This is a genomic window from Haloarchaeobius pelagicus (assembly GCF_051207375.1).
In the GTDB taxonomy this organism is placed as follows: Archaea; Halobacteriota; Halobacteria; order Halobacteriales; family Natrialbaceae; genus Haloarchaeobius.
The window spans coordinates 916,496-929,960 of sequence record NZ_JBPJZD010000001.1; the positions used below are offsets into that span (position 1 = coordinate 916,496).

The 13,465-nt window shown below is 66.7% G+C and carries 13 protein-coding genes; 6 read left to right on the forward strand and 7 right to left on the reverse strand.

Annotated features, from left to right (window positions below):
- Position 1: 1 nt before the first annotated feature.
- Genes ACSC1S_RS04800 through mbhE form a run of 6 tightly spaced genes read right to left on the reverse strand, consistent with a single transcriptional unit; the run spans position 2 to position 6,042 of the window.
- A complete protein-coding gene (locus ACSC1S_RS04800) occupies positions 2 to 295 on the reverse strand; it encodes an MrpF/PhaF family protein (protein WP_435317763.1) in 294 nt (97 codons plus the stop codon).
- Positions 288 to 944 carry a Na+/H+ antiporter subunit E gene (locus tag ACSC1S_RS04805; protein ID WP_435363382.1) on the reverse strand — a complete coding sequence of 219 codons (657 nt, stop codon included), beginning with the start codon at positions 942 to 944 and terminating at the stop codon, positions 288 to 290. The genes ACSC1S_RS04800 and ACSC1S_RS04805 overlap by 8 nt, the downstream gene beginning before the upstream one ends.
- A complete protein-coding gene (locus ACSC1S_RS04810) occupies positions 944 to 2,602 on the reverse strand; it encodes a complex I subunit 5 family protein (protein WP_435363383.1) in 1,659 nt (552 codons plus the stop codon). The genes ACSC1S_RS04805 and ACSC1S_RS04810 overlap by 1 nt, the downstream gene beginning before the upstream one ends.
- Positions 2,595 to 2,951: a sodium:proton antiporter gene (locus ACSC1S_RS04815; protein WP_261650702.1), complete on the reverse strand. Its 357-nt coding sequence runs from the start codon at positions 2,949 to 2,951 to the stop codon at positions 2,595 to 2,597. The genes ACSC1S_RS04810 and ACSC1S_RS04815 overlap by 8 nt, the downstream gene beginning before the upstream one ends.
- Positions 2,948 to 3,457 (reverse strand): MnhB domain-containing protein, encoded by a 510-nt coding sequence (locus ACSC1S_RS04820; RefSeq protein ID WP_435363384.1) that lies wholly within the window; start codon positions 3,455 to 3,457, stop codon positions 2,948 to 2,950. Before ACSC1S_RS04820 ends, ACSC1S_RS04815 begins: the two co-directional genes overlap by 4 nt.
- Entirely contained in the window at positions 3,454 to 6,042 is a 2,589-nt protein-coding gene (gene mbhE / locus ACSC1S_RS04825) for a hydrogen gas-evolving membrane-bound hydrogenase subunit E (RefSeq protein ID WP_435363385.1), read from the reverse strand. The genes ACSC1S_RS04820 and mbhE overlap by 4 nt, the downstream gene beginning before the upstream one ends.
- 166 nt (positions 6,043 to 6,208) lie before the next feature.
- Here mbhE and ACSC1S_RS04830 point away from each other — a divergent pair, with 166 nt between their 5' ends.
- The 3 genes from ACSC1S_RS04830 to hpt all read left to right on the forward strand — a co-directional run bounded on the left by ACSC1S_RS04830 (position 6,209) and on the right by hpt (position 7,936).
- Complete coding sequence (locus tag ACSC1S_RS04830) at positions 6,209 to 6,775, forward strand: DUF7344 domain-containing protein (RefSeq protein WP_435363386.1); 567 nt, start codon at positions 6,209 to 6,211, stop codon at positions 6,773 to 6,775.
- Positions 6,776 to 6,856: 81 nt separating this feature from the next.
- Complete coding sequence (locus tag ACSC1S_RS04835; protein ID WP_435363387.1) at positions 6,857 to 7,315, forward strand: archaellin/type IV pilin N-terminal domain-containing protein; 459 nt, start codon at positions 6,857 to 6,859, stop codon at positions 7,313 to 7,315.
- Between the two features lie 51 nt (positions 7,316 to 7,366).
- Positions 7,367 to 7,936, forward strand: a complete 570-nt coding sequence (hpt, locus tag ACSC1S_RS04840; protein WP_435317771.1) for a hypoxanthine/guanine phosphoribosyltransferase — start codon at positions 7,367 to 7,369, stop codon at positions 7,934 to 7,936.
- 29 nt (positions 7,937 to 7,965) lie between these two features.
- Here hpt and ACSC1S_RS04845 read toward each other — a convergent pair whose 3' ends face one another.
- The gene (locus ACSC1S_RS04845; protein WP_435363388.1) at positions 7,966 to 8,985 is read right to left on the reverse strand and encodes an ABC transporter permease; all 1,020 of its coding nucleotides are present in this window, start codon (positions 8,983 to 8,985) and stop codon (positions 7,966 to 7,968) included.
- A gap of 243 nt (positions 8,986 to 9,228) precedes the next feature.
- On the opposite strand from ACSC1S_RS04845, the gene ACSC1S_RS04850 reads away from it, so the two are divergent.
- Genes ACSC1S_RS04850 through ACSC1S_RS04860 form a run of 3 tightly spaced genes read left to right on the forward strand, consistent with a single transcriptional unit; the run spans position 9,229 to position 13,393 of the window.
- Positions 9,229 to 10,842, forward strand: coding sequence for an ABC transporter permease (locus tag ACSC1S_RS04850; protein ID WP_435363389.1), 1,614 nt, complete (start codon positions 9,229 to 9,231; stop codon positions 10,840 to 10,842).
- Positions 10,842 to 11,975 carry an ABC transporter ATP-binding protein gene (locus ACSC1S_RS04855; protein ID WP_435363390.1) on the forward strand — a complete coding sequence of 378 codons (1,134 nt, stop codon included), beginning with the start codon at positions 10,842 to 10,844 and terminating at the stop codon, positions 11,973 to 11,975. Before ACSC1S_RS04850 ends, ACSC1S_RS04855 begins: the two co-directional genes overlap by 1 nt.
- Entirely contained in the window at positions 11,972 to 13,393 is a 1,422-nt protein-coding gene (locus ACSC1S_RS04860; RefSeq protein WP_435363391.1) for an ABC transporter ATP-binding protein, read from the forward strand. The genes ACSC1S_RS04855 and ACSC1S_RS04860 overlap by 4 nt, the downstream gene beginning before the upstream one ends.
- The last annotated feature ends 72 nt before the right edge of the window (positions 13,394 to 13,465 follow it).

Consider the following 13,465-nt stretch of genomic DNA (forward strand, 5'->3'; position numbering starts at 1 on the left):
GTTATTCGATGATGTCCCCCTCGGTCACGTAGCGAGCGACCGCGATGGTGCTGATGAAGCCGATGATGGCGAGCACGAGGCTCACGTCGATGAACAGCCCGCGGTTCTGGACCATCGCCCACAGCACGGCGATCGCGACGACGTTCGTCCCGATGGTGTCGAGTGCGACCACGCGGTCGGGCGTCGATGGCCCCCGGATGACCCGGTAGGCACACAAAAGCGTCACGCCGCTGGCGAGGATGAGCCCGAATTGCAGGACGAGTCCGAGCCACTCGGGGGCTGCGGCCTCAGTCATCCTGCTCACCTCCGGAGCGCTGTTTCGAGGCGACGGGTGAATCCCCACCCGGCGTCTCCGGGTCGGGCACCGGCGAGCCGGGACTGCGGCGTTCGTTGAAGATGACGAGCGCGTAGTCCTCCCAGCGCCGGATGGGTTTGACGATCGATTCGTGGTCCCGCGCCGCGATGGCGTGGACGTACAGCGCGTTTCTGTCTTCGTCGTAGTCCATGGTGAGCGTCCCTGGGGTGAGGGTGATGGAGTTCGCGATGGTGGTGACCGCCACGTCGGTCTCGACGCGCAGCGGCACCTCGATGACGTCCGGGTGGATGGGCATGCTCGGCGAGAGCACGCGCCTGGCCACGTCGTAGTTCGCCGTGATGAGTTCCCAGAGGAACAGTCCGACGTAGGCGGCCGCGGCCGGGACGACGCGGACCGTCCGGCTCACGCCGTACGTCCGGGCGAAGAACCGGCGGAACAGGTAGGCGATGGGCATCCCGACGACGAGGCCGAGGATGAACTCGCCCGCCGCGAGCCACGGTTCGTCGATGAAGTGGACACCGCGGACGAACAGCCAGAGGATGGCCAGGACGACGCCGATGGTCGGCCACTTGCGCGTCTTTCCAGGTTCCGCACCGGTGTCGAGCTGGGTCGATTCGTTCTCGGACATCAGTGGCCACCTCCGTTCCCGCTACCGAGACCGTCGGTGAGGTGGACGGCCTCGATGTAGGCGTCGGTGTTCGTCGCGGCCTGTGCCGCGTCGATGGCCGCCGCGACGACCGGGTCGAACGCCGCGCCGACCAGCAAGACCGAGAGCGCGAGCGCGAGGACGATGGCGACCTGCCCGGTCGGGCGCGTGGCCACGTCGACGGCCTCGGAGGGGACCCCCCAGAAGCCGCGGTTCCACGCCCGGGTGAAGTACGCGATGGTGAGTATCGCCCCGGCGAGCGCGAGTGCGACCCCGGCGCCAGACCCGGCGTTGACCGCCGCGTCGAACACGAGGAACTTCCCGAAGAAGCCGAGGAACGGCGGAATCCCGACCAGCCCGAGCCCCGCGAGGAAGAACGCGGCCGAGAGGAACGGCAGCCGGTTCGCCAGCCCGCCGAGCCTGTCGAACTCGATGGTCCCGATGGCGGTGTTGATGGCCCCGCTGACGAGGAACAGCGCGCCCTTCGCCAGTGCGTGGTTCAGCGAGTACACGAGCGCGGCCGCGATGCCGAGGACCGCGAGGTTCCCGAACGGCGCGGGAGCGGACAGTGGCTGGTCCGCCGAGCCGCCGGCGATGGCCGTCGCGGCGAACGCGAGCGCGAGCACGATGAACCCGACCTGGCCGATGCTGGAGTACGCGAGCAGGTCGTCGACGTTGTCACGGTTGACCGCCCCGATACCGCCGACGAGGATGCTCGCGCCGGCCATCACGAACAGGACGGGCCCGAAGAACGCGAGCACCGAGTCGCCCGCGAGCCCGGGTAGCCCGAGGTCGAGCGCGCCGGTGTCCGCGTTCGCGAAGATGGTGAAGTACAACCGGATGATGGCGTACACGCCGACCTTCTTCACGACGCCTGCGAGGACGGCCGCGACGGGGGCGGGGGCGGCGCGGTACGCCGCGGGCACCCACCACTGGAACGGCACGATACCGGCCTTGAGCGCGAAGACGACGAACAGGACCGCCGAGAGGCCGAGGACCGGCGCGATGCTGACGATGCCGAACTCGGCCGGGTTCGCCAGTCTGCGGGCCAGGTCGGCCATGTTCAGCGTCCCGGTCGTCGCGTAGAGGCCGCCGATGGCGACCAGCATGAGCGCGCTCCCGACGAGGTTGAGGGTGACGTACTGGAGCGCGGCCTTGGTGTGTTGCGGGCCGGAGTAGAACACGACGAGCACGTAGCTCGACATGAGCATCACCTCGAACCAGACGAACAGGTTGAAGATGTCGCCGGTGAGGAACGACCCGCTCACGCCCACCAGCATGAAGTGGAACAGCGGGTGGTAGGAGACGCGTTCGGCGGACTCGTCGAGGTAGAGTACCGAGAACGCGAGCGCCGCCAGCGAGACGACGGCCGCGAGCGCGAGCATGAACACCGCGAGGTCGTCCGCGACCAGCGAGATGCCGAACGGGGCGCCCCAGTTCGACAGCTGATAGGTGATTATCGCGTCCGAATCGGTCTGGACCTGCTGGAACAGGTACGCGACCGCGGCGACGTAGCCCACGCCACCGAGCAGGCTGATGGCCTGCTGGGGCCGCTTCGTCCGGTGCGCGACCAGCGCGAGGATGGCGGTCACGAGCGGGACGAGTATCGGTGCGATGACGGCGAGTGGGTATTCAGACATCGTCGGTTTCACCTCCCTGACCGAGTTGCACGAGGTCGATGGTCCCGTTCTCCTGGTAGACGCGGTAGGTCAGGACGAGCGCGAACGCGGTCGTCCCGAACCCGATGACGATGGCGGTCAGCACGAGCGCCTGGACCAGCGGGTCGGTGACGCCCGCGGCCCCTTCGCCGTGGTGGCCGAGGACCGGGACGGCCCCATCCATCACGCCCATCGTGACGAGGTACATGTTCGCGGCCTGTGAGATGATGCTCACGCCCCAGACGACGCGAACGATGTCGCGACGCATGATGAGGAACGTCCCGAGCGCGAACAGGAGCCCGAGCACCGTGGCGAGGACGAACTCCGTCATTCGCCACCCACCACCGAGAGGATCGTGAGGAGGCCACCGACGACCACGAGGTACACCCCGAGGTCGAACGCGAAGGCGGTCGCCCAGTGTATCTCGAACAGCGTGCCGAACACGAACTCGCCGACGACGCCGAGGCCCTCGCCGTGGTACGTGTCGTCGACCTGGTTGAGGAAGGCGTCGCCGAACGCGATGGCCCCGATGCCGCTGAGGACGGCGACGAGCAGGCCGATGGCGAACGTGCTCCGGAAGTCGGTGACGATGGCCGGCCGGTCGATGCCGAGTGAGGGCCGCACGTCACGGACGAACAGGGTGTCCTGCAGGTACTCCAGCCCGAAGATGACGTAGATGAGGGCGAACGCGGCGGCGGTGAGCACGCCCGCGATGAAGCCCCCACCGGGGAGATTGTGTCCCTGAAACAGCAGGGCGATCGCCGTCACCAGGATGATGGGCACGACGATGCGTGCCACCGTCCGGGCGATGACCGTCGTGTCGTCGCTGTAGCTCATTCGGTCTCACCCCGTTCGCGCAGGGCGACCAGAGTCACGACCGACAGTGCGGCCATCGCGACGACAGCTATCTCTCCCATCGTATCGAATGCGCGGAAGTCGACCAAGATGACGTTGACGATGTTCGTCCCACCCGCCTCGGGGTAGGATGCCGCAGCCAGCGTGGTCGCGATGGTGTCGGGCTGGTTCGCGGTCGTCAGGAGGACGGTGACGAACACCGTCGCGCCGACGACGAGCGAGAGCGCCCCGTCCCGGAGCACGCGCACCCGGCTCCACTTGCCGTAGAACGCGGGGAGCTTGTCGAGGACGAGCAGGAAGATGACCAGCACGAGCGTCTCGACGACCAGTTGCGTCAGCGCGAGGTCGGGCGCGTTGGCGAGGATGAAGAATATCGCCACCATGAACCCGAGGATGGAGAGCGTGAGCACCCCGGCGATGTGCGAGGGCGCGCGGCTCACCGCGAGCGCGGCCACGACGGCCAGCGAGAGCACGAGCACGACGGGCACCGAGGTCGTCAGGCTCACGCCCTGGACCAGCACCGCCCAGGCGAACAGTCCACCGACGGCGGCGACGAGGACGCTAGCGACGCCGGTCGCGGTCCGCAGCGAGGCGTTGCTGAACAGCATCGCCGTGACCACGAGGACCGTCCCGACCAGGACGAGCGGGAGGGCCGACCCGAGCCCCGTCGGCATGTTCGGTGAGACGCCGGCGGCCACGTAGCCGAGGATGGTGAGGGTCGCGAACGCCGCGACGGTCCACGTCGCGTACGTGCGAAGGAGGCCGTTCTGGACGAGGTCCCGAAGGCGGTCACTGTTGGGGTTGAGCGCCTCGGTGGCGTTGTCGTACCACCAGTTCGCCCGGACCGGCCCTTTCAGGAGCGACCGGATACCGTGGTGCAGGCGGTCGTACTGTGGGTAGGCGACGAGGCCGAGCGCGATGGTCGCCGCACTCATGCCGGCCCACGGACTCGCCTTCGTCGGCAGGTAGTAGTGGAACGTCTCGGACTCGGCACCCAGCGGTTCGACCGCGTGGATGACCTCGCCGACGAACGAGTTGATGAAGCCACCGAGCGGGCCGAGGTAGACCTCGAACGTCGACGTGACGCCGACGATGCCGACGAGTCCCGCCAGCGTCGCGAGGACGGCCGGCGGCGCGAGCATCGCCAGCGGGGGCGAGTGGACGTGCCCCAGCTCGTCGGGCTTCTCCCCGAAGAACAGCATCAGGAAGCGGATGGAGTAGAGGAACGTGAAGACGCTCCCGAAGACGGCGACGACGGGGATGAGCCAGAAGATGCCGCCCGAGGCGGCCCCGGTCTCCCACGCACCGTGGAAGAGGAACTCCTTGGAGTAGAAGCCGTTGAACGGCGGGATGCCGGCCATCCCGAGCGCGGCGACGGCTGCGATGACCGCGGTGAACGGCAGGTCCTCGCGCAGGCCGCCGAGTTCGGCTATCTTCCGCGTCCCGGCCTCGTGCGCGATGATACCCGCGACGAGGAACAGGGTCGCCTTGAACAGCGCGTGGTTCAGGATGTGGAACGCGCCGGTCTCGGCGCCGAGGTGGCCCGCGAAGCCGAAGCCGGCGACGATGAGGCCCAGATGTGAGGCCGTCGAGTACGCGAGCAGCTCCTTGATGTCGGTCGCCGACACCGCGAGGATGGCCGTGACGGTCATCGTCAGCAGGCCCAGCGTCGCGAACGCGAGCGTCCACAGTTCGAGACTACCCGGGTGTGCGCCCTCGGGCATGAACAGCGGGCGCATCCGGCCGACGAGGTAGACGCCGGCCTTGACCATCGTCGCGGAGTGCAGGAAGGCCGAGACCGGCGTCGGGGCCTCCATCGCGTTCGGCAGCCAGATGTGCAGGGGCACCTGCGCGGACTTGGCCGCCGCGCCGATGCCGATGAGCGCGAGGACGAGCCAGAAGATTCCTTTCTCTTCCATCGCGGCACGCATCGCCTCGGCGTTCTCCGCGCTGCCCAGCATGGCGTTCTCGCCGCCGAACAGCGCCCACGTCGCCTGGCCGAGCGCGTCGGCACTGACCGTGTGCAGGATGACGAAGCCGACCAGCATGAACAGGCCACCTGCGACCGTGATGAGCATGGATTTGCGGGCGGCGTACTGCGAGGATTCCTGGTCGGTGTAGTGCCCGATGAGCAGGAACGAGGTCAGGCTCGTCAGCTCCCAGAACAGGAACAGGGTGATGAGGTCGGCGGCGAGCGCGACGCCCAGCATCGACCCCATGAACGCCAGCAGCGTGGCGTAGTACTTCGGCTGCCCGGGTTCGCCGTGCATGTACCCACCCGAGTAGGTGAGGATGGCGACCCCCACCCCGGTGGCGAGCGTGGCGATGAGCAGCGAGAGTCCGTCGACGTAGAACCGCAGGGATACGTCGAGTGTCGGTATCCACTCCACCCCGGCACTGCCGTGCGTGCCGTAGAGCTGAGAGACCAGCCCGAGACACACGAGCGCGACGGCCGCAGCGAAGTACGCCGTCCGTTCACCGAGGACGCGAAAGACGAACGGGACGGCGGCCGCGCCGAGGAACGGCAGGCCCACGAGGGCGAGGAGGACCGCAAGGTCCGGTGTCATAGCTACTCGAAACGTACGACGAACCCGACTTATGTCTTCTTAAAGCGGTCGCTCACGTTCAGCGCAGTACGAAACGTTATGTACGACCCCGATGCACGATAGGATACGATGCACCGCGGCTGTGATTACAGACGGGCGAGCGTGACATCGGTGTGTCGAGGTGGCCATGAGTAGTCAGACGACCGTCATCGACGGCCGGCTCTCCAAGGGCGAGATATTCGACGTTCTCCGCAACCAGCGACGCCGCTTCGTCCTCCAGTACCTCAAACGACGGGGCGAACCGGTCGAACTCGGCGACCTCGCGACCCAGGTCGCCGCCTGGGAGTACCGCACTCCCTGCGAAGAGGTCACCTCCGAACAGCGCAAGCGCGTCTACACGACCCTCCAGCAGACCCACCTCCCCCGGATGGCGGAGGCGAACATCATCGAGTACGACTCCGACTCGGGGCTCATCGAACCCACCACGCGCACGAAAGACCTCTCGATCTACCTCGAGATCGTCCCCGGCAGCGAACTCCCCTGGCGCGAGTACTACCTCTCGCTCGGGGCCGTCAGCTGTGCGCTCTGTGCCGCGGTCTGGGGCAACGTCTACCCGTTCACCGTGCTGCCCGACGTGGCCTGGGCGATGCTCATCTCCGTCTCGTTCACCGTCTCCGCCGCGATACACATCTACTACGAGCAGAACATGCGGTTGGGCGACCTCGAGGTCCCGCCCGAACTCGACCTCGAATGACGCGCTGATTCGATTCCTCGCGGGAACTCGCGACCTGCTTGGCCGTTCCGTTTATACCACCGTGTCACCGATTAGGACCAGATGCAACTCCGGGCCCTCGTAACCGACGACGACGCACTCTCGCCGGTCATCGGTGTCGTGCTGATGGTGGCCGTGACGGTCGTGCTGTCTGCTGCCGTCGGGGCGTTCGTCCTCGATATCGGCTCGCAGGTGACACAGAAATCACCGAACGTCGTCGTCGGGTACGACTTCGCTGTTGACGGCTCGGGGACCGAGTACGTCAACCTGACCCACACCGGTGGTGACGACGTGAAATCGGGGAACATCGAGGTGTTCGTCAACGGGACGATTGCGTGGAACGACGGGCAACAGGGGTCGTGGGCGGTCGGTGCCGACGACTGGGCTGGCGGTGAAATCACGGGCGGCAACCAACTCGTCCTTCAGGGTGGTACTGCAGACGTTTCGACCGGCGACTCGGTCCAGGTCATCTGGCGCAAGGGCGACAGCTCGTCCATCCTGAGCAGCAAGACCGTCTCGTAGAGACGGCGCAATAATCGTCAGCTTTTATTGCTGGTTCCCCCGACCTACGACATGGACCAACTCAAGGAATCCCTCCTCGACGCGCCGATCATCGAGAAGAACGGATACCACTACTTCGTCCACCCCATCAGCGACGGCGTCCCGCAGCTCGACCCCGGACTCCTTCGCGAGATCGTCATCCGCATCATCCGGAAGGCCGAACTCGAAGAGGTCGACAAGATCGTCACACCGGCCGCGATGGGGATCCACATATCCACGGCCGTCTCCCTGATGACCGACATCCCGCTGACGGTCATCCGGAAGCGCGAGTACGGCCTCGAGGGTGAGGTGTCCCTCGCCCAGCAGACCGGCTACTCCGAGAACGAGATGTTCATCAACGACGTCCACGAGGGCGACCGCGTGCTCGTGCTCGACGACGTGCTCTCGACCGGTGGCACCCTCGCCGCGGTCCTCGGCGCGCTCGACGAGATCGGCGCGGACGTGGTCGACTGCGTCGCGGTCATCAAGAAGGTCGGCGGCGAGAACAAGATCGAGGAGTCGCCCTACGACGTGAAGACGCTCATCAACGTCGACGTCGTCGACGGCGAGGTCGTCATCATCGACGAAGACGGCGACGACTGAGTCGACCGACTGTCACTGTTCTATCCGTTTCACTCCGCGTCGTTCCCGACCCTTGGGTCGAGCACCGTGTAGGCGATGTCCTGGACGAAGTTGCCGACGATACCCACGAACGCGACCACCATCGTCACGCCGAGGATGAGCGGCATGTCCCGCGCGCTCACCGCCTGGAGCATGAGCGCGGCGAGACCGTCGATGTTGAACACGGACTCGATGACGAACACGCTGAGGACGAGGACGCTCAGCATGTCCGTGAAGAAAAGCGAGACCAGCGGAATCGCGGCGTTGCGGATGACGTGGCGGGCGACCCGGATGGGACCGGCACCCTTCGCGCGGGCGATCTTCACGAACTCGGTGTCGATGTATTCGAGCGACTCCGCGCGCGCGTAGCGCAACTGTCCCGCGAACAGGGCCGTGGTCAGGGTGGCGATGGGGAGCAGGTAGTACTGTTGCGTGGTCGTGAGTTCGGGCCCGGGCAGGACGCCCCAGTGAAGCGTGAACCCGAGGTGGAACAGTTGGCTGGACTCGATGGGGTAGGGGAACCCGATGATGTTGTGCTGGTTGACGATGGCGTCGACGAGGATGTACGCCAGCCAGAAGTTCGGGACGCCGAGCCCGAGGTAGGCGACGGTCGTGACCAGCCTGTCGCTGAACGTGTGTTGGCGGAACGCGGCGAACACCCCGAAGCTGATACCGAACACCGCGGCGAGGAGGATAGAGGGCACGAGATAGGCGAGTGTCATCCCCGCCCGGTCGCCGATGACGTCGAGGACCGGTTGCCCGGTGCTGTAGGAGATTCCCCAGTCACCGGTCGAGATGCCGACGAGCCACTTCGCCCAGCGCTGGACGAGCGGGTCGTTCAGGTTGCGGGCCTCGCGGTAGGCCGCGATGGCCTTGTCCACGTCCTGCCCGGTCGTCATCGCGCCGTAGGCCACCGAGCCGACGTTCGGGTCGTTGGTGAGCGCGATGACGCCGAAGGCGATACTGATGACGAGATACGTCGAGAAGAGTGCGAAGGCACCCCGCCGGAGGAGCTTTCGTCCCATACTCATGGGTGGCCGCCTCCTGTGTGTGCTGTCGCGCGGGTGGAGAGCATCGTTCGGTTCACCGGTCACCCACTGAACTAATAAAAACAGGTGTCGAAGCTGGCTCGCTCACTGGAAATCGACTGCTGTTGGGTGGTTCCAATGTTAAATATCAGTTTGACATTTTAGTACCTTTTTACGGTTCGGGCAATATGTCTGGCTCACGAATGACGGTTCGCCCCGGTCCCTCGACATCGGAGGTGCAGAGAGATGGCGACACGTAGCGGGTCCGACCGCGCCCAGTTCGAGACCATCGACTGGGACGCGGTCGAACCGACAGGTGGGGTCCTGACCCGCCGGAGCTGGCTGTTCCTGCTGAGCGTCGCCGCGATTCTCCTGCTTCTGTTGTACGACGTGTTCGTGGCCGCCCCCGACCCACTCTTCCACAACGTCGGGCTGCAACAGGGGGTACAGGACCCCTTCACCTGGGACGTCCGTGGCATCGACTGGGTGTTCATGCTCTCCTTGCTCGTGTTCGGCTTCTACATCGTCGCGCCGCTCGTCGACGACATGGCGCGGACGAAGCGATATGCGGCCGAACTCCGCAAGAACAAGTCGGCGACGTTCGCGCTCGGGTACCTCGTCTGTTTCTTCGTCTTCGGTGTGGTCGGCACGATAATCGTCGGCCGTCCCTCGACGGACGTCTCGGCCACCTCGCAGCCGCCGGTCTCGTTCGGAACCCCGCTCGGTCGCATCGACCTGTTCACGCTGCTCGTCCTCCTCGGCGTGACGCTGCTCGGCAGCTGGGTACTGTTGGCGAAGCTCGACCGTGACCGCGAACTGGCAGCCATCGCGCCGATAACCGGGGCGATCGCCCGGTTCGGACTGGTCTCGCTCCTCGTCTCGACGCCACTGGCCGTCCTGTTCTCGGTCTTCCCGATTGCACCACTGACACTCGCAGCGGGGGCCGGTGTTCTCGCCGGCCTCGTCGCGGTCGCCGCCTGGGCCGTTCGAACCAACCTCGGGCTGGGTAGCGAGACGTTCCGGGGGCTCGCGGTGGTCGGCGGCGCGTTCGCGGTCCTGTTCGTCGCCGGCTTCGCTTTGGTTCAGACGGTCCTCTACGGCTTCCTCGGCTTCGACCCGCTCGCGACCGGCGTCGTCGCCACGAGCTGCGAGGGGGCCGCGGCCGTCTCCGGTGGCTGTTACGGCTCCTGGGCCGAACCGCTCGGCACGAACCGCTACGGAAAGAGCATGGTCAAACTGGTGTTCGACGGGATGCGTATCGCCCTCCAGGTCGCGCTCATCTCGTCGGTGCTCATCGTCCCGCTCGCGACGCTGACCGGCACGGTCGCGGGCTACGTCGGTGGCATCGTCGACGACCTGCTCATGAGTTACGTCGACATCCAGCAGACGGTGCCCGCCATCGTGGTCTACATGATTACGGTCCACGTGTTCGGGCGCAGTCTGTTCGTCCTCGTCCTCGTCTTCGGCCTGCTCTCGTGGGGTGGGGCCGCCCGCCTCGTGCGCTCGGAGGTCCTCCAGCGCCGCGAAGAGGACTACATCACCGCGGCAGAGAGCGCCGGTGCCGGCAAGACGCGGATCATGTTCCACCACGTCCTCCCGAACGTGTCGAACACCGTCCTCACGTCGGTGACACGGCAGATCCCACAGCTCATCCTCGCGGAGGCAGCCATCGCCTTCCTGAACCTGAACGACATCATGCTCATCTCCTGGGGCGAGACCGTCAGCATCTCGCTGAAGTTCCTCCCCGACGGCTGGTGGATGTCGACCATCCCGGTCGTCTTCCTCGCCGTGACGGTGCTCTCGTTCAGCGTGCTGGGAGACGCGCTTCGTGACGTGCTGGACCCGCGAGGTGGTGCCTGATGTCGCTGCTCGAGGTCCGCGACCTCTCGGTCACGTTCGATACCGACGGCGGGACCGTCCACGCGGTCGACGGGGTCTCCTTCGACGTCGACCGCGGCGAGACGGTCTGTATCGTCGGTGAGTCCGGCTCAGGGAAGACGGTGACCAGCGAGTCCATCACGCGACTCGTCCGCGAGCCGCCGGGGAGCGTCGAGGCGTCCCGGGTCAGCTTCGAGGGCGACGACCTCTCGCGGATTCCGACGAAGCGACTCCGCCAGCTTCGCGGGGACCGTATCGCCCACGTGTTCCAGAACCCGCAGGGGTCGCTGAACCCGGTATACACCGTCGGTCGGCAGATAATCGAGGCGATTCGACTCCACGAGGACGTTTCGAAAGCGGCCGCCCGGACCCGGGCCATCGACCTGCTCGACCGGGTCGGCATCCCGACGGCCGGCGAGCGCATCGACGACTATCCCCACGAGTTCTCCGGCGGGCAGAAACAGCGCGTCGTCATCGCGATGGCCATCGCCGCGAACCCGGACCTGCTCATCGCGGACGAACCGACGACCGCGCTCGACGTGACCATCCAGGCCCAGATTCTCCGCCTGCTGCGGGACCTGCAGGACGAGTACGGCATGGCGATGTTGCTCATCACGCACGACCTCGGCGTCGTCGCGGAGGTCGCCGACCGCGTCGTCGTGATGTACGCTGGCAAGGTGATGGAGACCGGTGGCGTGTACGAGATATTCGAGAACCCGTCACATCCGTACACCAAGGCGCTGCTCGACTGCCTCCCCGGCCGGCGAACCGGCGCGGAGGGGATTCCCGGGACCCTGCCGGACCCGAAGCATCCACCCGACGGCTGCCGGTTCGCGAACCGGTGCCCGCACGCCATCGACGCCTGCCGGGAGGGCGACCACCCGCCCCTCGTGCCCGTCGCCGACGGCAGCCAGACCCACGAGGCCGCCTGCGTCTACTACCAGGCAGGCTACGACGCCAGCACCGTCCGAAACGGCTCCGGTGGCGCGGCCGAGAGCGAGGGCTGGAGCGACGACGCGAACACCGGCTGGGGAACCGGCCGGACCGATGGCGGAACCGAGGTCGACGATGCGGCGGATTGCGAGTCCGAGACCAGCCGAGGTGACACACAGTGAGCGACCAGCAACAGCCGACACGAGAGGGCGACCCGCTGCTGACCGTCCGCGGCCTGAAGAAGCACTACCCCATCACGAAAGGACTCCTGCGCCGCGAGGTCGGCCGCGTGAAGGCGGTCGACGGCATCGACTTCACGCTCTACCGCGGGGAGACCCTCGGTCTCGTCGGCGAGTCTGGCTGCGGAAAGTCGACGGCCGCGACCTCCCTCCTCCGACTGGAAGAACCCACGGACGGCGAGGTGCTGTTCCACGGTGACGTACCGGGCGACGACGGCGGGCGCTCGTCAGTCGCCGGGCTCTTCGGGACGGGGCGGCGTCACTCAGACGCAGACCGCGACGACCGCGACGTGCTCGGCTTCTCGGACACCCAGCTGAAGCGGTTCCGGCGGTCCGGGCAGATGATATTCCAGGACCCGACGAGCTCGTTCGACCCGCGAATGTCCGTCGGCGAGTCCGTCGCAGAACCGCTCATCGTCCACGGGATGGACGACCCCGAGCGCCGGCGCGCCATCGTCGAGGACCTCCTCGACCGGGTCGGGATCGCTGCGTCGGACTTCGACCGCTACCCCCACGAGTTCTCGGGCGGCCAGAAACAGCGCATCGCCCTCGCCCGCGCGCTCGTGGTCAACCCCGAGTTCGTCGTAGCCGACGAGCCAGTGTCCGCGCTCGACGTGTCCATCCAGGCCGAGATCCTCTCGCTCATGCGCAACCTGCAGGACCGGTTCGGCCTGTCGATGCTGTTCATCAGCCACGACATGGGAGTCATCCGCGAGATCTGTGACCGCGTCGCCGTGATGTACCTCGGCGAGATCGTCGAGGTCGCTCCCACCGAGGAGCTGTTCCAGAACCCACAGCACCCCTACACGAAGGCGCTGCTCGGGTCGATTCCGGAGCCGGACCCGCGCAAGCGCGGCCTCGGGATGGAACTCACCGGCGACGTGCCCAGCCCCGAGAACCCACCCTCGGGCTGCCGGTTCCACACCCGCTGCCCGGTTGTCATCCAGCCCGACGAGGTCGACCTCCCGCAGGAGGAGTGGCGTCGCCTCCTCGACTTCCGCCAGCAGGTCGAGAACGGCGGCATCGACCGCGACGGTGTGGTCGAGCTGGCACTCGCCCGGTCCGGGAGTGAGTCAGAGACCGCGCTCTCACAGGACGACCTTCGGCGTGCCCTCCGCGCCGAGTTCGACCTGCCCGGTGAACTCGCCGAGGCCGACGCGGAGTCGACGCTCTCGGACGCTATCGACATGGTGCTGGCAAAGAACACCGACGCCGCGACCGACCTGCTCGCAGACGCGTTCTGGACACCATGCGCGCAGGAGGCGCCGGCGACCGAGCGCGTCGAAGAGGACCATACCGCCGCCTGCCACCTCGTCGAGGGGGAGACTGTGGCCGAAGCCGAAGTCTCGGCGGACGACTGACCACCGTCACGTCGCTCTTCGACGGGTTTGCCTGTCCCACACTAGCACGAATCACAACCGTTTATGTGTCTG